Annotated in this window: 25 protein-coding genes; 17 read left to right on the top strand and 8 right to left on the bottom strand. The window is 67.7% G+C overall.

The genetic code is table 11. From position 1 onward, the window contains the following. Positions 1-181: 181 nt before the first annotated feature. The 5 genes from D7D52_RS38360 to D7D52_RS35815 all read right to left on the bottom strand — a co-directional run bounded on the left by D7D52_RS38360 (position 182) and on the right by D7D52_RS35815 (position 3,911). The gene (locus tag D7D52_RS38360) at positions 182-550 is read right to left on the bottom strand and encodes a hypothetical protein (RefSeq protein WP_162958800.1); all 369 of its coding nucleotides are present in this window, start codon (positions 548-550) and stop codon (positions 182-184) included. A gap of 196 nt (positions 551-746) precedes the next feature. After that, complete coding sequence (locus D7D52_RS35805) at positions 747-2,486, bottom strand: FtsK/SpoIIIE domain-containing protein (RefSeq protein WP_162958801.1); 1,740 nt, start codon at positions 2,484-2,486, stop codon at positions 747-749. Further along, complete coding sequence (locus D7D52_RS38365; RefSeq protein ID WP_162958802.1) at positions 2,483-3,271, bottom strand: hypothetical protein; 789 nt, start codon at positions 3,269-3,271, stop codon at positions 2,483-2,485. The genes D7D52_RS35805 and D7D52_RS38365 overlap by 4 nt, the downstream gene beginning before the upstream one ends. Continuing rightward, on the bottom strand, positions 3,268-3,555 hold the full coding sequence (locus D7D52_RS35810) for a hypothetical protein (protein WP_120743389.1): 288 nt from the start codon (positions 3,553-3,555) through the stop codon (positions 3,268-3,270). The genes D7D52_RS38365 and D7D52_RS35810 overlap by 4 nt, the downstream gene beginning before the upstream one ends. Positions 3,556-3,704: 149 nt before the next feature. Continuing rightward, positions 3,705-3,911, bottom strand: coding sequence for a hypothetical protein (locus D7D52_RS35815; protein ID WP_162958803.1), 207 nt, complete (start codon positions 3,909-3,911; stop codon positions 3,705-3,707). Positions 3,912-4,100: 189 nt separating this feature from the next. Here D7D52_RS35815 and D7D52_RS35820 point away from each other — a divergent pair, with 189 nt between their 5' ends. The 12 genes from D7D52_RS35820 to D7D52_RS35865 all read left to right on the top strand — a co-directional run bounded on the left by D7D52_RS35820 (position 4,101) and on the right by D7D52_RS35865 (position 10,347). Beyond that, the gene (locus D7D52_RS35820; RefSeq protein ID WP_120743391.1) at positions 4,101-4,685 is read left to right on the top strand and encodes a hypothetical protein; all 585 of its coding nucleotides are present in this window, start codon (positions 4,101-4,103) and stop codon (positions 4,683-4,685) included. Between the two features lie 118 nt (positions 4,686-4,803). After that, on the top strand, positions 4,804-4,932 hold the full coding sequence (locus D7D52_RS40075; protein ID WP_281279152.1) for a hypothetical protein: 129 nt from the start codon (positions 4,804-4,806) through the stop codon (positions 4,930-4,932). A 5-nt stretch (positions 4,933-4,937) separates the two neighbouring features. Continuing rightward, positions 4,938-5,150 carry a hypothetical protein gene (locus tag D7D52_RS35825; protein ID WP_120743392.1) on the top strand — a complete coding sequence of 71 codons (213 nt, stop codon included), beginning with the start codon at positions 4,938-4,940 and terminating at the stop codon, positions 5,148-5,150. 26 nt (positions 5,151-5,176) lie between these two features. After that, on the top strand, positions 5,177-5,413 hold the full coding sequence (locus D7D52_RS35830) for a hypothetical protein (protein WP_120743393.1): 237 nt from the start codon (positions 5,177-5,179) through the stop codon (positions 5,411-5,413). 98 nt (positions 5,414-5,511) lie between these two features. Then, positions 5,512-5,871, top strand: coding sequence for a hypothetical protein (locus tag D7D52_RS35835; protein WP_120743394.1), 360 nt, complete (start codon positions 5,512-5,514; stop codon positions 5,869-5,871). A 79-nt stretch (positions 5,872-5,950) separates the two neighbouring features. Next, complete coding sequence (locus D7D52_RS35840; RefSeq protein ID WP_162958804.1) at positions 5,951-6,157, top strand: hypothetical protein; 207 nt, start codon at positions 5,951-5,953, stop codon at positions 6,155-6,157. Then, complete coding sequence (locus D7D52_RS38370; RefSeq protein ID WP_162958805.1) at positions 6,154-6,378, top strand: hypothetical protein; 225 nt, start codon at positions 6,154-6,156, stop codon at positions 6,376-6,378. Before D7D52_RS35840 ends, D7D52_RS38370 begins: the two co-directional genes overlap by 4 nt. Continuing rightward, positions 6,375-6,773: a hypothetical protein gene (locus D7D52_RS35845; RefSeq protein ID WP_120743396.1), complete on the top strand. Its 399-nt coding sequence runs from the start codon at positions 6,375-6,377 to the stop codon at positions 6,771-6,773. The genes D7D52_RS38370 and D7D52_RS35845 overlap by 4 nt, the downstream gene beginning before the upstream one ends. Next, a complete protein-coding gene (locus D7D52_RS35850) occupies positions 6,770-7,192 on the top strand; it encodes a hypothetical protein (protein ID WP_120743397.1) in 423 nt (140 codons plus the stop codon). The genes D7D52_RS35845 and D7D52_RS35850 overlap by 4 nt, the downstream gene beginning before the upstream one ends. Continuing rightward, positions 7,189-7,770 carry a hypothetical protein gene (locus D7D52_RS35855; RefSeq protein WP_120743398.1) on the top strand — a complete coding sequence of 194 codons (582 nt, stop codon included), beginning with the start codon at positions 7,189-7,191 and terminating at the stop codon, positions 7,768-7,770. The genes D7D52_RS35850 and D7D52_RS35855 overlap by 4 nt, the downstream gene beginning before the upstream one ends. Positions 7,771-8,278: 508 nt before the next feature. Continuing rightward, complete coding sequence (locus D7D52_RS35860) at positions 8,279-9,610, top strand: helix-turn-helix domain-containing protein (protein ID WP_162958806.1); 1,332 nt, start codon at positions 8,279-8,281, stop codon at positions 9,608-9,610. A 65-nt stretch (positions 9,611-9,675) separates the two neighbouring features. Next, a complete protein-coding gene (locus D7D52_RS35865; RefSeq protein WP_162958807.1) occupies positions 9,676-10,347 on the top strand; it encodes a hypothetical protein in 672 nt (223 codons plus the stop codon). Positions 10,348-10,354: 7 nt separating this feature from the next. Here D7D52_RS35865 and D7D52_RS38375 read toward each other — a convergent pair whose 3' ends face one another. Next, positions 10,355-11,026, bottom strand: coding sequence for a hypothetical protein (locus tag D7D52_RS38375; RefSeq protein ID WP_162958808.1), 672 nt, complete (start codon positions 11,024-11,026; stop codon positions 10,355-10,357). A 91-nt stretch (positions 11,027-11,117) separates the two neighbouring features. On the opposite strand from D7D52_RS38375, the gene D7D52_RS35880 reads away from it, so the two are divergent. Further along, positions 11,118-11,555 (top strand): hypothetical protein, encoded by a 438-nt coding sequence (locus D7D52_RS35880; RefSeq protein ID WP_120743403.1) that lies wholly within the window; start codon positions 11,118-11,120, stop codon positions 11,553-11,555. Between the two features lie 494 nt (positions 11,556-12,049). Here D7D52_RS35880 and D7D52_RS35885 read toward each other — a convergent pair whose 3' ends face one another. Next, positions 12,050-12,316 carry a hypothetical protein gene (locus D7D52_RS35885; protein ID WP_120743404.1) on the bottom strand — a complete coding sequence of 89 codons (267 nt, stop codon included), beginning with the start codon at positions 12,314-12,316 and terminating at the stop codon, positions 12,050-12,052. A 248-nt stretch (positions 12,317-12,564) separates the two neighbouring features. After that, a complete protein-coding gene (locus tag D7D52_RS35890; RefSeq protein ID WP_120743405.1) occupies positions 12,565-12,852 on the bottom strand; it encodes a hypothetical protein in 288 nt (95 codons plus the stop codon). A gap of 175 nt (positions 12,853-13,027) precedes the next feature. Between D7D52_RS35890 and D7D52_RS35895 the strand changes: the two genes are divergently transcribed. The 4 genes from D7D52_RS35895 (at position 13,028) to D7D52_RS35910 (ending at position 17,390) form a co-directional block, all read left to right on the top strand. Beyond that, positions 13,028-14,269, top strand: coding sequence for a helix-turn-helix domain-containing protein (locus D7D52_RS35895; RefSeq protein WP_120743406.1), 1,242 nt, complete (start codon positions 13,028-13,030; stop codon positions 14,267-14,269). A 231-nt stretch (positions 14,270-14,500) separates the two neighbouring features. Then, complete coding sequence (locus D7D52_RS35900; RefSeq protein WP_162958809.1) at positions 14,501-15,895, top strand: P-loop NTPase family protein; 1,395 nt, start codon at positions 14,501-14,503, stop codon at positions 15,893-15,895. After that, on the top strand, positions 15,892-17,031 hold the full coding sequence (locus D7D52_RS35905; RefSeq protein ID WP_120743408.1) for a DUF8176 domain-containing protein: 1,140 nt from the start codon (positions 15,892-15,894) through the stop codon (positions 17,029-17,031). Before D7D52_RS35900 ends, D7D52_RS35905 begins: the two co-directional genes overlap by 4 nt. Positions 17,032-17,048: 17 nt before the next feature. Beyond that, positions 17,049-17,390: a hypothetical protein gene (locus D7D52_RS35910; protein WP_120743409.1), complete on the top strand. Its 342-nt coding sequence runs from the start codon at positions 17,049-17,051 to the stop codon at positions 17,388-17,390. Position 17,391: the final 1 nt, after the last annotated feature.

Below are 17,391 nucleotides of genomic sequence, written 5' to 3' on the forward strand. Positions count from 1 at the left end.
ATTTATTTTTTTGCGTAAATATATAAATTGCGAATTCCAGATAAATTCAGAATGCAATTGTCAATTTTTAGAGAATACATATTGTGTATTTTCCTCCATCGCGCATTCAAAATCAATTTCCAATTTCACAACTCGAAATGTGGCGAGATTGATAAATTCACCTCGCCACATTCGAATATGTTCAGTCTTCCGAATTCGAAGAAGGTCGCGTTTTCCTTTTGTCCGCTTGAATGCGTGTATTAACGTCCTTCTTGAGGAGTTCGACAAAGCGCGCATTGAACCATTTGTAATACTCGTGGAGTGTCTGAGTTTCCTGTTCGTCGTATCCCTTTTCCTTCGCTTCCTGATCAATCAGTTCAGGAGATGCGGATTGAATAATCAAATCAACTGCCGCATTGAAGCAGTATGACTCTTTCAGGTCCCGGGGAAAATTGTGTTCGTCTTCTAGATCAGCCATCAGACGTTTCAGATTCCGGATGCTCTTTCGATTGAGCATGAGGTTTGTCTTTTTTGTCTCGCTGGGGGTTTCATCGAATTCATCGTTAGTCATTGTGATTCTCTCCTCCTTTGTCTTGTATGTTGTACTGAGCTTAGTATATCAGTCGGTGTCGAGCAGATTCCGACTCGGCATTATTCTTCCGTAATTCCTTTACCTATTTCATGGTATTCAATTCATTTCACGCTTTCACCTCATATGAAGTTTAGTGCCAATTCGGTTGTCTCCCAACGGATTTGCCATTGGATTGCTATGCGGTGCCGGTGTCTTCGCTCTGGTCGTCGGTGCTGTCCAGGTCGGTGTCCTCGGCAGGGTCGGGGCGGGCGGTGCGGTCGAACGGGACCACGGTTCTACCCGCTCCGAACTGCGGAAGCTTCGGCAGAATCGGGAGCTTCGAAGTCGGGCGGTCCTCGGTTGCCTTGGTGGGGCGGGGTGTCGAGGCCGGAGGCTTGATGGTGTCTACGGAGTTGCTGTCTTGGGTGGCGGAGGGGCCGGGTGGGAGGGCGAGGGGCTCGCTGCCGGGCAGTGGGCGCTCCTCGCCGCGCACGGCGATGATCATGTCGCCGATGACGAAGCAGGCTTGGATGGGCAGGAACAGCGCGCGGAAGCGGACCGGGTCGACGTGGCAGGGCAGGGAGGCGATGCCGACGCCTTGGGGGGTCTTGGACTTGAGCAGGATGTCCTCGGCGAACTGGGGGGCGTTGGGGTGCACCATGCGGTAGTCGGCGGGGTCGTTCAGGCGCAGGGTGACGCGGCCGGAGAGCTGGGCGCGGGCGGCGGTGGGGACGTTTTCCCCGCTCAGCTTCTGCGCGATCACGACCAGGTCGATGCCGTATTTGGCGGCCTGGGCGGAGATCTTCTCCAGCAGGATCATGAACTTCGGGTTGTCCTTGTAGTTCGAGGCTTCCTCGACCACGACCAGCCACAGCGGCAGGTCCTTGGTGAACCGGGTGATCTTGTCGGTGCGCAGTTGGATGAGCAGCTTCTGGCGTCGCTCCATCTCGGCCATGACCGCTTCGAGCACCTTGACCGCGGCATCGGCGTCGCGGGTGTCGCACAGCAGGTGCGCGCTCTGGTACCAGGGCGGGCTGGTGGCGCCGTTGGGGTCGATCAGCACGACCTTGCAGTCCCGCATCAGCATGGCCGCGGCCAGGATGTTGTAGATGAACACGCTCTTGCCCGCGCGGGTGGTGCCCGCGACGGCCAGGTGGTCATCGGCGGCCAGGTTGACGGTGAGCATGCCGCCTTCCTCATCGGGGCCGATGAGGATGTCGTCGTAGACGCTGAGCCCGTCCACGGGCACCGTGAGCTGCAGATCCGCGCAGGCTGCCTTGAGCAGGACGTTCATTTCGTCGTCGTTGCGGGCCGCCTTGACCGCTGCGACGATGCGGGCGTTGGTGGCGTCGTCGATCAGCGGGGACATCGTCATGCCCTGCAGCGGGTCGAACACCATCAGGTCCAGGTCGACCGTCTCGCCGGAGTCGCCGGCCATCCGGACCGCGGTGATGTTCAGGGCGGTCTTGATCTCGCCACGGCGCTTCTCGAAATGGTCGGGAGACTGGCCCGCGAGCATCTGGAGCCGCACCCGCGCGCCGATCGCGGCGGGTTCGATGTGCACCACGTGCGGGTAGGTGGCCGGTTCCCAGCGGGCGTTGTCGCCGGAGCCGATCCAGCGCCCGACGCTGCCCAGGCTCATCGCGGCCCACATCTTGGCGGCGGTGCGCTCGTCGTGGAGCCTGTAGAGCACTTCGTGCAGCTCGGGCTCGAAGGTGGCCAGGAACGCCGCCCACTGGGCCTGACGGTCGTCCTCGGCCTGGCGCTGGGCGCTGGCCTTGGACGCCTTCGACCACACCCGCCCGACGATGGGGGTGGCGACGACGGCGAGGAATCCGGCCAGGCCGAGCGGTCCGAACGCGAAGTAGAACATGCCGCCGAACAGCCAGGCCCCGGCGATGGCGGCCAGGATTCCGAGGGGCACAAGCGGATTCACAGCGCCACCGCCCCGCGCACCGTTTGCCATCGGATTCCCCATCTCATTCGGCTGATCTGCCGGTTGCATTCGTACTGGTCGACGGGCACCACACGCGCCCAACCGAATTGGAGTTGGAAGGCCCGCACGAACGCCACCAGCTCGCCCTTGGGCTGGCCATCGGCACCGGGCAGGGTGATCGAGACCGCCGGCGGTTTCGGGGCGGGCAGCGCCAGCTGGTCGGGCACACCGCCGCGGCGGGACAGGACCAGGTCGATGTCGGAGTTGCTGCCCATGCGGACGGTGCCGGTTTTCGCGCCGAATGCCTTGGCCAGGTCGGTGCTGGCCTGGTGCCATTCGTCGGGGGACTGGCCGGGCAGCATGGCCACGGTCAGCACGTCGGCGTAGCGGTCGGTGGTGACCTGGCGCAGGGTCGGCACGATCCGGCCGTGTTTGGTGTCGGACTGGGTCAGCTCGGCCTTGGCCAGTACGCGGGCCCAGCGGCGGCGGTAGCGCCACCACACGGTGATCCAGACCCGCAGGAAGGTGCGGCCGTGTTTGGCCGCCAGGACCACGCCCAGCAGGCTAGCGACCACGACCGCGCCGCCTTCGAGGACGGTCGGGACCGCTTCGAGCACAGCGTCTTTCCAGTGCGGGACCTGCGCGGCGATTTCGGCCGGTTTGATGGAGCCCGTCATCAGGCCCTTCATGACGAACACCGCGAGCAGGAACAGGCCGAAGAACCCGAGGCACTGGACCAGGGCCACGGTGAACGGGCTGGGCGGCTGACGGTCGGGGCGGCTCATCGCACACCGCCGGCGGTCTCGCGCAGAGCCCAGCTGACCGGCTTGCCGTTGTCGAAGGCGTAGGCGATCTCGGCCTGGGTGGACGGCCCGGTGTACAGCGAGGAATCGGTGACCACGACCACGCGGTCCGACAGGGCGATCTTGCGCAGGTGCAGCTGGTCCAGGCGGGCCTTGATCTCGCCGTCCTGCTCAGCCGCGGGCACGACGCGGAACGGCATGAGCACGATCACCCCGCGCTCGGTCAGTTCCGCGGCTACGTCGAGCATCAGCGCGAAGAACCGCATGCTGCCGCAGATGGTGACGATCTCCCCCGCAGAGCCGGGGAACGACGAGCAGGTAGCGCCGAGGAACGGCGAATAGGAGAACTCGGGGGAACCGGCCAGGGTCGAACTGGCCGAGTCCTCCAGAGCGGGGCTTACTTCAAGCTGCGGTCCTACAGAAGGCCATCGGCCGCGATCTCGGCCCGGAGCGCTCGAACGTCCTCCGAGAGTTTGCCCGTCGCCCACGCGAGGGCCAGCGTCTCCATCAACGCCTGTGCCGTGATCGCCTCCACTGCCAGCTTGTCCCGCACGACTTTGGCCGGGTGCTCCTTTAGCCGGAACGCGAACATTGGTTGCTGGTCTCTGCGGGTGCTGCTCATGACCCCCATGTTCGCATGTGTTCGCACATGTTCCGGGATCGCTGCACTTGTTGTCATTTGTCTTCATCTCTCGCCTACCGAACCGTTGAGGTGTTAGCATCGCTGTACTGATGTTAACAGATGCCATACGATGCACAACGATGTTTGATCGCAGATATGGCAAATGAAGGAACGGAAGGAATGCGGGTTATGAGCACACCGACTCTCATCCCCACCGACATCCGGGGCGTGTCCCGGATCGGTAAGACCAGCGCCACGGCGTTCGTGCTGGTCAACACCCCGATGTGGGGGATCCAGTTGCCGAACGGGTCGCTGTGGCAGGCGTACGAGCTGCCGCCGGATGACCCGTGGGCCAAGCAGCCCACGGTGTGGGCGGCCGAGGCCGACGCGGCGGCCGAGGCGCGCGGCCTGGCGGACAAGCTGGAGGCCCGCTACGGCATCCCGAAGACCTGGCCGACCGAGCTGCAGGTGGTGCGGCTCGAGATGGACACCGATGGCGTGTGGAAGCGCCCGGAGGTGTGTTCGGCCGATCTGGGGTATCGGCCGATGAACCTGGACACCGAGGAGCTCTCGGCCTGGATGTGTGGCAGCACGGCGACGCTGACCACCGACGAGGCCCGTCAGGTCATGCGTGACCACAAGGAGTGCGCGGGGCAGATCACCTGCAAGATCCGGGGCCGTGCCCGCGCGACGCTGGTCCGCGCCGGCGTCATGAAGTTGAACAAGAACCCGAACATCTGGCAGTCCCTCGACCTGCCCGATATGGCGCGGTGATCGGCCATGCAGGTTCTCGAAGTCAGTGACGGGCAGCGGATTCCGGTCGGGCAGCTGTTCCGCGACAACCACGACAGCGACATCCGCACGCTGCGGCGGGGCGGCCAGCGAGGAGCACGTGCAGCTGATGGTCGTCCGCCACGAGGTCGACGGCCGGGTCAGCGAGCCGATGCGGGCCACCGTGCTGCCCATCGACGCGTTGCTGTCGGCGGCGTTCGTGCCCGTGGACAGCGGCGAGGGGCGGTGAGGGCGGTGGCGACGCTCGGATATCACGCGCTCACCGATGAGTGGCTGGTCGTGCCGTGGGAGTGCTCCTACCCCGGTCGCCTGACCGAGGCCGAGGCCCGCAACGTGCTGGCCGCGCACCGCAAGCACTCGCGTCACGACTGCCGCATCGGGCGCACCGCCCGCAGGGTGCTCAAGGCCGCGGCGCGCAACGCCCGCCAGATCCCCACCACCAAGTGAAATCCCCAGGAAGGAAACCGATTCTCATGTCCCTGTTCACCCGCAACGCCGCCCCGCGTGAGGTCAGCGTCTACGTCTCCGTGCACGCCGACGGGCACCGCACGGTGTCGATCACCGGGGCCGTCGACGAGGTCGGCGCGCTGATGGATCAGGTGCTGGCCTACCCGAACACCTCGGCCTACCCGGTCACCCCGGCGTCCCCGATGCCGTCGCTGCACGCCCCGTGGCACGTGAACGGCTCGGTCGCCACCGAGATCCGCTGATCAACCCCTGGAAATGGCGGAACCAGCCAGGAGATAGCTGGCTGGTTCCGCCCCAGATCATCCCTGAACACCGTTCGAAAAGCGAAGGAACTACCGCAATGGCTTTGACCACCATCACCGCTGATCTGCCCGGGGGTGCCCGCGCCGAGATCACCGCCGATCAGGTGAGCGCCCATTTCGCCATCGCGCCGCAGCTGATGGTCTTCGACGACGGCGAGGTCCGCTACGCCGAGCGTCACCCGTTTCTGCTGATCCACATCCCCGGCGGCCGCCCGGTGACCGACACCGGTGAGGGCATCGACCTGCGGCGCCTGGCCGAGTTGCTCGAAGCGCTGCCGATCGATTGGGACCAGCCCGACCCGACCCAGGCGTGCGTGCCGCATATCCCGCAGATCGCGCAAGTGCTGGTCCAGGCCGTCATCACCGACGACGATCCCGCCTCCGTGGTCTTCGTCTGACAACCCCCGAAAACCGGTGGAACCGGCCAGTTCGACCCTGGCCGGTTCCGCCCCCGATCTTCCCCTGAATGAGGAACTGATGACCAATCCGAACGAATGCACGCAGTGCGTCCAGTTGGACGCGGCGCTGGGCAACGTGATCGACGAACGCGACCACCAGGCCGAGCTGCTGGACGAGATGACCACCGCTATCGGGGCGGTGCTGCACCGGGACTTCGGTGAGCACTCCTCGGCAAACGATCCGTGGCGCAACGCCCTTCACGCGCTGAAGGGGCTGGAAGCATGACGACTGCTCTGCTCACCCGCCACGTTCTCAAGCACGTCGGGCGTACCTCCCAGCACTCGCCCGTGCTGGTCGCGGTGCTGGCCGCGATGGTGGCGGCCGCGCTGTTCGGCACCGTGTGGCTGCTGACCGCCGGCCACCGCGAGCCCGTCCCGGCCTCGGTCGTCTCCCCGACCCCGGTGTCGTGCGCGCCGTTCTCCTGCACCGGAGGCGACCCACGATGACCAGCACCGACACCCCCGACCTGCCGCAGGACCAGATCCTGGTGTGGGTCAGCTGCGGTGAGGGCACGGTGAGCGTGACCGGCCGTCTTGTGGCCAGGCATTTCGCCGTAACCCCGAAGCTCACCGCCGACGGCACGATCAGGCCGTTCGGGTTGAACCTGATCCATGTCCCGACCGGCTTGCGGATTCCCGCGCTGGGGTTCCCGTGCCGCGATCAGCTGCGGGAGCTGGCCGAGAAGCTGGCCATGCTGCCCATCGACTGGGCGGCCGCCGAGCCTGGCACCTTCGGGCCGAACAAACGCCAGCTCATCGACCAGACCATGGACAGCTGGGAGCGCGGCCGCCGTCACCACGTGTGCAAGACGGAGGCCGATAAGGGCGGTGAGCAGCGATGACCCGCGCCAGCACCGATCACCGCGTGTGTTCGTACTGCGATTGGTGGGAGGCCGTGGACGCGCCCGCCTGGCGGCGGCCGTTGTGGCGCGCCGCGCTGGCGACCCGCCGTATCTGGCTGCGGATCTTCTGCGGTGTCGAAGACGCCATGCACGAATACCCGACCAAAGGCTCACGCCGAGAGGAAATGCCGATGACCGCCGGACTGCGCGACATCTGGAAAGGCAAGATCCTGCCCGCACGCAACGCGGTCCAGGCCGACATCCATTACCGCATCTACGACGCCGTGACCGGGGACCTGCTGGGCTTCGGCACCACCAACCTGCTCGACGTGGTGGTCCAGGACGCGCTGCGCACCCAGCGCGAGCACCCCGGCGCCGCGCTGAACGTGGTCCAGGCCGACGGACCGGCCTGGACATGACCACCACCGAAACCCTCATCGAGAGAGGCGAATTCATGGCCGAGCATCTGGCCTCCGTCACCCCGCTGTCCCGGCTGGCCGAACGCTGGGTGATCGTGCTGCCCGGCGGCGCGCTCTACAGTGCCGACGGCCCGGTCCACCCCGGAACCGATTGGGATCCGGACCTGTTCCGCACCGAGGCCGACGCCAAGGCCCAGCTGGACCGCCTGGTCGAGGAATCGGAGAACATCGGCGTGGCCGACTGGTCGGGGCAGGTCTGCCGCCTCGGTGAGGTCGGGGCGGTCACCGTGGCCCCGATCGTGCAGGCCGCGCCGGATCTGGCCGCGTTCAATGCCGCGCATCCCGCGCCGCCAGCCCAGACCTGGCGGGAGTTCGCGATCCTGGCCCCCGGCGGCGCGTATCGCGAGTACGACCCCGAGGGGGATCCGTTCGTGACGTTCCCCGAGATCGAGTACGCGCAGGACCGCGCAGGCGACATCACCGAGGACTGGGCCCCGCGGCTCGGGGTGGCCGACCACCCGGTGGTGATCGTGTCCCGCACCTACACCACCACCGTCGGACCGTGGGAACCCGCGTGAAATAGCCGCTCCCGCAACCCCTCCCGAATGCAGGCACAACGGCGTGCCCAGGGCCCCAGAGTCGTGGCTCGCGCATCGGACAACAGAAAGCCCGCCCCGAAACGCCAATCGAGGCGGGCTTTCACACAGTGTGTGGGAATCTGGCCGATCCCGGCGCGGCAGACTTACATGGATGTAAGTCCTATGGTTGGCTGGGCGACGCGGACTGAAACCGCACGCAGACAAAAAGCTGCCCCCCTCGTGAGTGTTTGGCGACGCATACGAGAGGGGCTTTAGACCAGAAGTCGTGGCGCTGACGATACAGGCCAGGTCTGACAGATGTCATACGACCCGTCTGAGTTCGATCACACACGGCTTCATGGAGCACCCGGAAAGGGGTGACCATGAGCATTTTTTTTGCAGGTCAGCAGCGCCAGCTGACCACTTCCTCCCTCCCTCCTGTTGTCGTGGATTGTGGCCGAGTCGATATCGGCGCGTCGCGTCGTGTCGAGGTGGCGGGGGTGTCGCGATGAACTACGGGCGCATTCGCCGTGGGGAGATGTCCTCTGACAACTACACCTCGGTGGCCAATGCCATCTTCCGCAGTGACGAGCTGTCTGGGAACGCGGTGAAGATCTTCGGCTTCCTGGCCTCGCACACGAACGGGTACGGAGTCACGGTGCCCCAGATCGTCAAGCACATGAAGTGCAAGACCGATGCTGTGCGGGCGGCGCTGAAAGAGCTGGAGGAGTTCGGGTTGCTGGTGCGGACTCGTGAGCGCCGGCCGGACGGCACGCTGGGTTCCGAGACGGAGTACTTCATCACGGACACCGAGTTCCTGGCGCGGGAGCAAAACCGCAGTTCAGAACCTAAACGGGAAAAACCCGTCTTGGCTGTGACCTGCGGAAATGCCGAGGAATCTGATGAGTCGGAGGCCGTGGTCGAGGAATCACACCCCACCCACAGCAAAACCGCAGGTCAGAACCTAAACGGGAAAAACCCTATTCAGGCTGATCCGACCCCTAAGAAGAACAAGAACTACAAGAAGAACAACACTCCCTCCGTCCGTCCGGAACCTAACGCGGGCGCGACCGCCGAGACCGCCGAGACCGCCGAGACCGGAGCGGACGGACGGACGGACGGAGATCTCTCCCCCATCCAGCAGACGCACACCGAGCCGATCCCGGCCCCGGAGCCCATCGTCGAGCCCGAGCCCGAGCCCAAGCCCGAGCCTGATCCTGAGCCGGGGACGGCCGCGGCGCTGCTGGCCGAACCTGTGGTGGCCGTGCACCTGGCCCGTATCGGCATGCGACCCGAGCAGCGGCGGCGGCTCGAGACCGCCATCGACATCGAGCTGCTGCGGTTCTCGTTCGGCCGTGTGGGCCGCTACCTGCGCGAAAAGGCGCACGACGCCGAAACCGCCATGTGGCTGGTGCGGGCCTTCGAGCAGTACGGCCACACCATCGCCCTGGTCGGTGAACCGGCCCCCGCCGCCGAATGGCCTGCCGAGTTGATCATCAACACCCCCGCATTGCCCCCCAGCGCGGCCGTAGGCGGCCCAGAATCATCGGAAGGCACATCGGGGCACCCCCAGGGGGATGACGCGGCTGTGATCGAATTCGGGGCCGCTTCCCGTGTGTGTGATCGAAAGGCGGACCCCATGGGCCGACGACCCAAACCGGCTACCGACCCCGCCCCGGCCTTGTTCGACGCGCCCGGCACCCGCCGCAAGCCGACCCCGAACTGCCCCAGCTGCGCCGGAGATGGCTGGGTCCTCGGTCCGGACCGCAACCCCATCGAGCCTGTGGTGCGGTGCGCCTGCACCAAACCCGGACAGGCTGAACCGATCCCCACGCCCTGAATTCGAATAACGCTGGTAGGACGACCTTTTGGAGGTATCGCGTGTCGGCTCCCGTAGCGGTGTCTGTGCCCAAGAAGCGGAAGCGGAAAAAGAACCTTTCCGCCCGCAAGCAGGCCAAACAGATTGCGTGGCGGGAACGGGAGAAGGGCAGCCCTACTGCCATTGCCGCGGGCGATATCGACCAGGTGGGCGCGCTGCTGGCTGATGCCACGGCCGCGTTCTGGTCGGCCCACGGTGAGGGGCCGACCTGGCGCGAGGCGGCGGACCTGCCCGGGGTGAAGGCATGGTGGCATGACCTGACCGGGATGAAGTTCCTGAACAGGGCCGCCTGCGGGGTCCTGATGCGGCGTGCCCGTAGCGCGGGCTGGGTGGCCTTCGCCGAAGCAGGCCCGCCGCGCTCGCTGTGCCCCGGCCGCCAGTTCTACCTGCGCCGCTTCGGCACCCAGATCTCGCAAGCTGAAAGGCACGAGATCGGCATGCGCGTGGCCGCTTTCGTCGGCACCTACTGCGACGAGCACGGCCACAGCCCGGACTGGGCGCACATCGCGGCCGCGGCCACCGACACCGCCGGCATCGTGCTGTTCGCGAACGCCGACGACGCGGCTGAGCAATTCCGCTGGCTCCAAGCCCGCGGCTGGCTCACCCAGGACAGCGATGGCGGCGTGGTGCCAGGTTTTCGTGCCGTAGACGAAGCGCGCCGCCGCGCCGAATTCGGTGGTGACCAGCAGCGGCGCTGATCCCAGGTCAGGCCAGCGGTACCGGCGGATCGCACACCTTGCACAGTCGGTACCGCAGGCCACCTTGCGGGCCTGTCCGCTCGGCTCGCCACCGGTCGTACTCATCGAGAGTCAGCGCCAGATGCGGCAGGCCCGGCATCACCCCGTCGTGGGTGTAGTGGTGCACCTCGCTGTCGAACAAACCGCCTTCGCGCTCGTCCTCGCCCTCGAAGGCCAGCGTGCCCGTGGATTCGCGCACCACCCGGCAGTCGAGCCGATGAACCGAACTCCCCGACACCGCGACCGCGTACCGGTCCGGCTCCTGAAATCGAGCCCGCCGACGCGCAGCCTCGTCCAGACGCTTGCGCACCACGTCTCGGTTGCGCTCACAGCGGGGGCAATCACCGAAGCAGCGCAGCGATTCGCGGGTGAGTCCCGGATTCCAGGACTGGACATCTTCGAGCATGCGTTCTTCCATCACGTCGGCCACGCGCACGAGGGCTGCCCGGACCTCGCCGGCCTCGATGGCGCCGGAGGCCACCGCGTCCAGCAGCTGCACCACGCCGGCCAACTCGACCCCGGCTCCCCACCCGTCGATGTCGCGGCGGTCATGGCCTCGATACATTGCGTCCTCGACGAACTGCATGTCCGGCACCGTTTCCGGCCCGACTTTGAGGTTGACTTTCCAGGCTGTTCCCATGCGCTGAGTGTTGCCGACCCGACGGCTTCCGGACGCTGAAATGCGCACTGGGCCAGGCGGAACCAAGAAGGCTCGCGAAGGGAGTGGCACCGTGACCGATACCGCGCTTCCCGGTGACGATCACCGTGTGATCGTGGTGCGCCGCTCGGTCGGTGAGCGGCGGGTGCGCTATGACGTGCAGATCCGCCCCGACGACCCGAACCCCGAGGCGGTGGCCGAGGCACTGCGGTCGCTGGTCGACCTCGCGGTGGTGCGGACAACGCGGACCAAGCTCGGGCGCGAAGTGTTCATGCTGGCCGCCCCGCTGCACCGGAATCTGGCTGTGCTGCACCAAGTCTGCGACCAGCTGCCCGAAGGCCCGCCGCCCGCGGCCGCCGCACCAGATCCGGAACCGGCCCCGGTCGACGAGGACGGAGCGGACCAGCGGCCGCGATTGCCGATGCTGCCGAAGCTTCCCCTGCCCCCAGGTGGACGCAAGAAGGGTGAACCGCCCGAGGCACCCCCGCGCCGCTCGTCTCCCTGGACGTGAGAAGCGGCGCCCGAAACCCCCAGCGGGTCGGTAGCGTTCCGATATGCCTGCACAGCCCACACGGCGCCGCCGCATTCCCCGCCCCGCCCTGGCCAGCGCCACCGATACCCGCCCGGCCTCCGAACGGCGCAGCGACAAGACCCGCCAGCAGGGCATCAATTTCGATCTGGCGCTGCTGGAATACATGCGCACCGCCGTGATCTGGATGGCCCACCGCCACCCCGAGGAGCCCGGTTCGGAATCGCTGGCCGCGTTGATCGACGTGGCGGTCCGCGACACCATCACCGGCTGGGAAAACACCTACACCGGCGGGGCGGCCCTGCCCGTACTCGGTGCCGAGCACCCCGCGCCACCGACGCCCGAGCAGGTCGACGCCGTCCTGAACGACCCGAACACCGAGTGGGAAGACGTTCCCGCCGACCAGGTTCCGCCGCTGGCCACCGACGAAGCGGTCCGCCTCGCCGCGGCCCGCGGCCCGAGCTGGTCGGGCCTCATCAGTAGTCGAATGCGGTGCAGACCGGGCCGCAATCACCGCGCTGGTGCGGGCCTCCGGGCGCGAAATGCTCGTCCATGCGGCGCTCACGCTGGGCGTCGGCGGCCGCGGTGCGCTTGCGGTCCTCGACCCAGTTCAGGGTGCGGGGCTCGCATCCGGCGTGCAGCTCGTCGCAGCGCGGGCACTGGCCTTGCGGTGCGCGCTTGCCGAAGGGCATCGGCTGGCCCGGGTTGCGCGGGTTGCAGGTGTGCATCGTCTTGTCGCTCATGAGCGGTCCCCAGGGCCTTCCGAGAGTGGTGGGTGGGTCAGTGGCGGGCGAGGTTGATCAGGGACAGGACCGGCCAGGCGGCGGCCTGGGCGAGGGTTCCGGTCACCGTGGCGCGGCCGCCGAGCAGCCCCGGACGAGCAGCCCGTAACCGGCGAAGAAGACGAACCCGATGCCCCAGATGCCGAGGCCGATGGCGGTGACGATCATTTTCGAACTCCTGAAACGTGGTGATGGGGCGGAGAAGGGGGTCAGTGCAGCGGGTTGTCGTGCAGGGGGCTGGTCTGGTGGGTGGCGTAACCGGCCGGGATGCCGCCCGCCCAGCCGATCCGGGCAACCACGCTGATCAGGAAGCCCGCGCCCGCCACCGGGGTAACCGCGTGGGTCGGGGTGCCCTCGATGACCGCGGTCGGGGCCTGGAACCAGTCGCCCTCGGGCCCGGTCTGGGCGGCCTGGTCGCGGCACTGCTCGATCAGCGCCAGCAGCGTGGTGCCCAGCTCGGCCAGCTCGGTCAGGGTGGCGGTGGCGGTGGCGAACATTTCGGGCTCCTTCTCGCTGGTCCTTCAACCATAGGGTAACACTTCTTTTATGGTAAATGAAGTTTAGAAGTTGGTGGAAGTTCGGGAGAAACACCGATGTCAGGGCGGGTACCGTGACAGGACAGGCCACCCGATCATCACCGCGTCGCACCGGACGGGAGCGCTGACAATCGCTATGAACCACACCGATATCGAGCCCAACCACACTGGCCGCCGCCTGCGCGAGATCCGTGCCTGGCGGGGCCAGAGCCTGGAAGTGACCGCCGGCCTGGCCGGAATCAGCTTCGGTTACCTGGGCAAGCTGGAGCGCGGGGACGTGCCGCTGGCCAACCGGCGCACCCTCGAAGCGCTGGCCCGCGCGCTGCGCGTGGCGCCCTCGGAGTTCTCCCCCGCGCCGTGGCACATCGAACCGGCCGAGGTGAACGAGGCCGCGCACGCGGGCCTGGTCGAAGTCGAAAACGCCCTCGATGCCTACGAATTCGGTGAAGACCCCGGCCTGCCGACGCGGGAGTGGCCCGAGATCTCCGCCGATATCGCGCGCCTGGGCGAGTTGTCCCAGGGCAGCGCCGACTACGCCGGACAGGCCGCGCTGATGCCCGGCCTGCTCGGGGAGCTGCACGCGGTCTACGCCCGCACCCCGCAGCTGCGCCGCCAGGCGCTGCTGGGGATGATCACCTGCTACGCCTCGGCCACCTGGACCACCAAACGCCTGGGTGGGCGCGGCCTGCCCCTGCTCGCCGCCCGCGCCGCCCAGCAGTGCGCCGACCTGCTCGAATCCCCGGCCTGGAAAGGCTTCACCACCTGGTTGCGCGGGGACGCCACGGGCGGGCTGTCGCGGCCCGAGCAGTACCGGCGCGCCATGCGCACCGCCGACGAACTCACCCCGCACCTCAACGATCCGGAGGTGATCCAGGCGTACGGGATGCTGCACCTGTCCGCGGCGCTGGCCAGCGCGGTGCAGGGTGATCGGTCCACCACCAGCACCCATCTGGACGAGGCCCGCGCGGTGGCCGCCCGCCTGGACACCGAGGCCGGCACTTTCGGGCGCATGTGGTTCGGCACCCCCAACGTGGGCATCTGGGCCGCCAGCATCGGCCTGGAGCTGGGCGACGGCGCGAAGGTGGCCGAGACCGCCCGCGGCGTGCACGTGGCCGCCATCCCCTCCACCAGCCGCCAGGCCGAGTTCTACATGGAGGTCGGGCGCGCCCTGCTGACCGATCACCGCCGCCGCGACCAGGGCGTTCAGGTCCTCATGCGCGCGGAATCCCTCGCCCCGCAACGGGTGCACGCCGACGTGTTCACCCGCGAGGCCGTGGCCGATGTGCTGCGCGCGGCCCGCCGCGACGCCGGAGGCCGCGACCTGCGGGGCTTGGCGTGGCGGCTCGGCATCGCCCCCGAGCAGGCCCCGAAATCCTGAATGTCGAGCCCAGATCGGCGGATCCCTGTGTGGGGATCCGCCGATTGCGTTTCTGCGCAACGGTTCTCACGCGGGCCCGACGAAGTATGTCAACCCTAAATCAGGCACCGGTTCGGGACCGGGAGTGCCAACCTCGCTCGCGGTGATGCCGGAATCATTTGCGGCGCAGTAACGTCCACCTCTACGAATCAAGGTCACCCGGGGGTCGGGTGGCGGGTGAAGGTGGTGGACATGGGGGAGCTGCTCACGAGCAGCCTGGTAGCCGATGAGGCCGCGGTGCGCGCCAATGTCCGCCGCGCTGCCCGCTTCCGCCGGACCTGGCCGTCGGTGGCGTACTCGCTGGGCCTGGCCCACGAGGACCGCAACCCGACGCTGGCCGACAAATGGGCCGGACGCCAGCGCGCCGAGAAATCCATGGTCCGCATCCGGACACCGCGCATCATGCACATGAGCGTCGACCAGTACGGCGTGACCATGGTCGTGCGCACCGTGCGCGGGGTCGGACGCAAGCACTTCGCCGATGCCGCAGGGTCTTTGGCCGACGAATGGCAGATGCGCCAAGTCTGGGCCCGCGCCCTCGACGACGAAGACGAATGGGGCCCCGGGTTCGTCGAGCTGCGCACCGTGCACACCGACCCGCTCACCCGCACCGTGGCGGCCACCCGCCCCCCGGTCCCGAAGGATCTGACCCGTCTCGAGCTCGGCCACGGTGAGCGTGGCCAGCCCGAATACCTGCCGCTGGCCCAGAGCGCGGGCGTGACCGTGATGGGCGCGTCCGGGTACGGAAAAACCCAGTTCGCGCGCAGTCTGGTCATCAAGCTCGCCCCCTCCCCGCTGGTGCAGTTCGCGGGCGCGAACGGCAAGACGACCCGCGCCGACCGGGGCGACTATCGGGTCCTGCGCCCGCGCTACGCCCACCTGGTCGGCTCGGACCTCAAAGAGGTCAACGCCCTGCTGACCGGCCTGGAAGCCGAGATGTACCGGCGGCTGGACCACATGTTCGATTGGTGGGGCTGTGACGAGTTCTGGGACCACGGGCCCACCCTGGAGGTGCCCGTCCTGGTGACCACCCTCGACGAATGCCAGGTCTACCTGACCACCAGCGCGCCCGCGTCCAGCCCGCGCGGGCAGCTGGTGGCCGACAACGTCGAAAAGGCCACCAACCTGGTCAAGATGGGCCGCGCCGCGGGCCTGATCACCTTCTTCATGACCCAGAAGGGCACCGGCAACGCCATCCCCACCGACATCCGCGACGTGGCCACCGGCGCGATGACCTTCCCGGTGCGCTCGCGCGCCCAGGCCCAGGCCGCCCTCGGTGACGAGATCCTCGACTTCCCCGACAAGGACCCGCGCAAGATCCTGCGCCACCCTTACCGCGGTGTCGGCACGTTCCTGCCCGACGGGGCCGAGGAGTTCACCCGCTTCAAATCGCCGCTGACCAGCCTGGAGCTGGCCGAGGAGGTATGCGGGGCGACCGCGCACTACGTCCGCGAGATCCCCGGGGTGAGCGTGGGCCGCACCCGCACACCCGGCGGCGGGGCCCAGACCATCGAACTGAGCAAGGCCCGCGCCGCCCGCGCCGCCAAGAGCGCGCGCCGCACCCGCCCGGACGGGGGCCGGCCATGAACGCCGATCCCGATTTCGGGCCCGAACTGGCCCCGGCCCCGCTCACACCCCGCCCAGTGGCGTTACCGCCCCTGCCCACCACGGCCCGGCCCAGGCCCGCCCCCGCGCCCGTGGCGCCCGCGCCCGACGAGGACCAGGCCGAAGACGGCGAGGACCTCGACGAATACGACGGCGAGGACTACGACGACGAGGACGAATACGACGAGGACGACGGCGAATACGAGGACGAAGGCGAGGAAGACGAGGAGTTCGACGAGGGCGACTACGACGACGACCCCCGATACAACCCCGAACCGGCCGAGCAGCACAGCAGCCGCCACGACGGGCTGGGCTGGGACTCGTGGCTGGGGTTGCCCGGCAAGCCCGACGACCGCCGCGCCGACCCCGGCCCGGACGGGCAGAAGTCGCTGGCCCAGTACTACGACTCGGTGAACGCCGGCACCTACACCGACACCGCCCGCGCCGCCTTCGTCGACCGCTCGGGTGGTCGCGGGGCCATGGTGCGTGCCCGGCTCAAACGCCGCCGCGACGAGGACGGCGAGGCCCGCGACGTGTACCGGGCCCGCTCGGCCGGGATGGCGGTGCTGGTGGTCGCGGGCCTGGTCCTCGGCGTGGTCGTGATCATGGTCGTCAATCTCAAGCACTCGTCCCCGCTGACGACCCCCGCCAAATCCGGTCCCGCCCCGGCCGCCGCGACCACCACCGCCCCGGCCGCGGGCCCGGCGACCACCGAGACCTGGCCGCACGCCACCGCGGACTGCTACGCCACCAAAACCGCCACCAACGTGGTCGGGGCCGGACCCGGCGACCCCAGCACCGGGCCCGGCGCGATCTTGGGTTTCGAGTGGAGCTACTACTCGGATCGGTCCGCCGCCCGCGCCCGCGAATGGGTGGCCGCGGGCGCCGATGTGGGCGACACCGCCAAGATCCAGGCCGCTATCGACGCGGTGCCCACCACCACCCGCTACTGCGTGCACATCACCAAATCCGATGCCGACGCCACGGGCTCGACCTGGAATGTGGTGCTCAGCGAGCAATTCCCGACCGATAAGACGCCCCAGCAGTGGCACCAGACCATCACCACCCGCACCGAGGGCGGGCGTGTGCTCATCACCTCGATCCGCAAAGCCGACTGAGAAAGGCACGATCCGTCATGGACAACAGCATCGACCGCGTGGAGTGGGACACCCCGGCGGCGGCCGCCTACATCAAAGCCGCAGGCCAGGCGGCCACCCTGCTCGGCACCGCCAAGGACCACGCCGACACCGTCGCCGGAATCGACTTGTCGGGCCTGGGGACCCTGGGCAAGGGTTTCGCCGCGGCCTGGGCGGCGGCCTGGGGCGGGCACAGTGACCAGCTGGGCACCGCGTCGCAGCTGACCGACGGCTACGGCCAGGGCATCGACACCTGGGGCAAGGTGCTGGGCGGGGTGGACACCGACAACGCCGCCACGATCGCGGGCGCGGTGCCCGGCACCGACGAAATCCAGGCGTAAG

Origin of the sequence: Nocardia yunnanensis (assembly GCF_003626895.1) — a bacterium.
Lineage (GTDB): Bacteria > Actinomycetota > Actinomycetes > Mycobacteriales > Mycobacteriaceae > Nocardia > Nocardia yunnanensis.

Excerpts from the sequence above, each read along its gene's own strand:
- D7D52_RS38360 (WP_162958800.1), bottom strand. The coding sequence starts at position 550 with ATGACTAACGATGAATTCGATGAAACCCCCAGCGAGACAAAAAAGACA.
- D7D52_RS38365 (WP_162958802.1), bottom strand. The coding sequence starts at position 3,271 with ATGAGCCGCCCCGACCGTCAGCCGCCCAGCCCGTTCACCGTGGCCCTG.
- D7D52_RS35810 (WP_120743389.1), bottom strand. The coding sequence starts at position 3,555 with ATGCGGTTCTTCGCGCTGATGCTCGACGTAGCCGCGGAACTGACCGAG.
- D7D52_RS35815 (WP_162958803.1), bottom strand. The coding sequence starts at position 3,911 with ATGAGCAGCACCCGCAGAGACCAGCAACCAATGTTCGCGTTCCGGCTA.
- D7D52_RS35820 (WP_120743391.1), top strand. The coding sequence starts at position 4,101 with ATGAGCACACCGACTCTCATCCCCACCGACATCCGGGGCGTGTCCCGG.
- D7D52_RS35830 (WP_120743393.1), top strand. The coding sequence starts at position 5,177 with ATGTCCCTGTTCACCCGCAACGCCGCCCCGCGTGAGGTCAGCGTCTAC.
- D7D52_RS35835 (WP_120743394.1), top strand. The coding sequence starts at position 5,512 with ATGGCTTTGACCACCATCACCGCTGATCTGCCCGGGGGTGCCCGCGCC.
- D7D52_RS35840 (WP_162958804.1), top strand. The coding sequence starts at position 5,951 with ATGACCAATCCGAACGAATGCACGCAGTGCGTCCAGTTGGACGCGGCG.
- D7D52_RS38370 (WP_162958805.1), top strand. The coding sequence starts at position 6,154 with ATGACGACTGCTCTGCTCACCCGCCACGTTCTCAAGCACGTCGGGCGT.
- D7D52_RS35845 (WP_120743396.1), top strand. The coding sequence starts at position 6,375 with ATGACCAGCACCGACACCCCCGACCTGCCGCAGGACCAGATCCTGGTG.
- D7D52_RS35850 (WP_120743397.1), top strand. The coding sequence starts at position 6,770 with ATGACCCGCGCCAGCACCGATCACCGCGTGTGTTCGTACTGCGATTGG.
- D7D52_RS35855 (WP_120743398.1), top strand. The coding sequence starts at position 7,189 with ATGACCACCACCGAAACCCTCATCGAGAGAGGCGAATTCATGGCCGAG.
- D7D52_RS35860 (WP_162958806.1), top strand. The coding sequence starts at position 8,279 with ATGAACTACGGGCGCATTCGCCGTGGGGAGATGTCCTCTGACAACTAC.
- D7D52_RS38375 (WP_162958808.1), bottom strand. The coding sequence starts at position 11,026 with ATGGGAACAGCCTGGAAAGTCAACCTCAAAGTCGGGCCGGAAACGGTG.
- D7D52_RS35885 (WP_120743404.1), bottom strand. The coding sequence starts at position 12,316 with ATGAGCGACAAGACGATGCACACCTGCAACCCGCGCAACCCGGGCCAG.
- D7D52_RS35890 (WP_120743405.1), bottom strand. The coding sequence starts at position 12,852 with ATGTTCGCCACCGCCACCGCCACCCTGACCGAGCTGGCCGAGCTGGGC.
- D7D52_RS35895 (WP_120743406.1), top strand. The coding sequence starts at position 13,028 with ATGAACCACACCGATATCGAGCCCAACCACACTGGCCGCCGCCTGCGC.
- D7D52_RS35900 (WP_162958809.1), top strand. The coding sequence starts at position 14,501 with ATGGGGGAGCTGCTCACGAGCAGCCTGGTAGCCGATGAGGCCGCGGTG.
- D7D52_RS35905 (WP_120743408.1), top strand. The coding sequence starts at position 15,892 with ATGAACGCCGATCCCGATTTCGGGCCCGAACTGGCCCCGGCCCCGCTC.
- D7D52_RS35910 (WP_120743409.1), top strand. The coding sequence starts at position 17,049 with ATGGACAACAGCATCGACCGCGTGGAGTGGGACACCCCGGCGGCGGCC.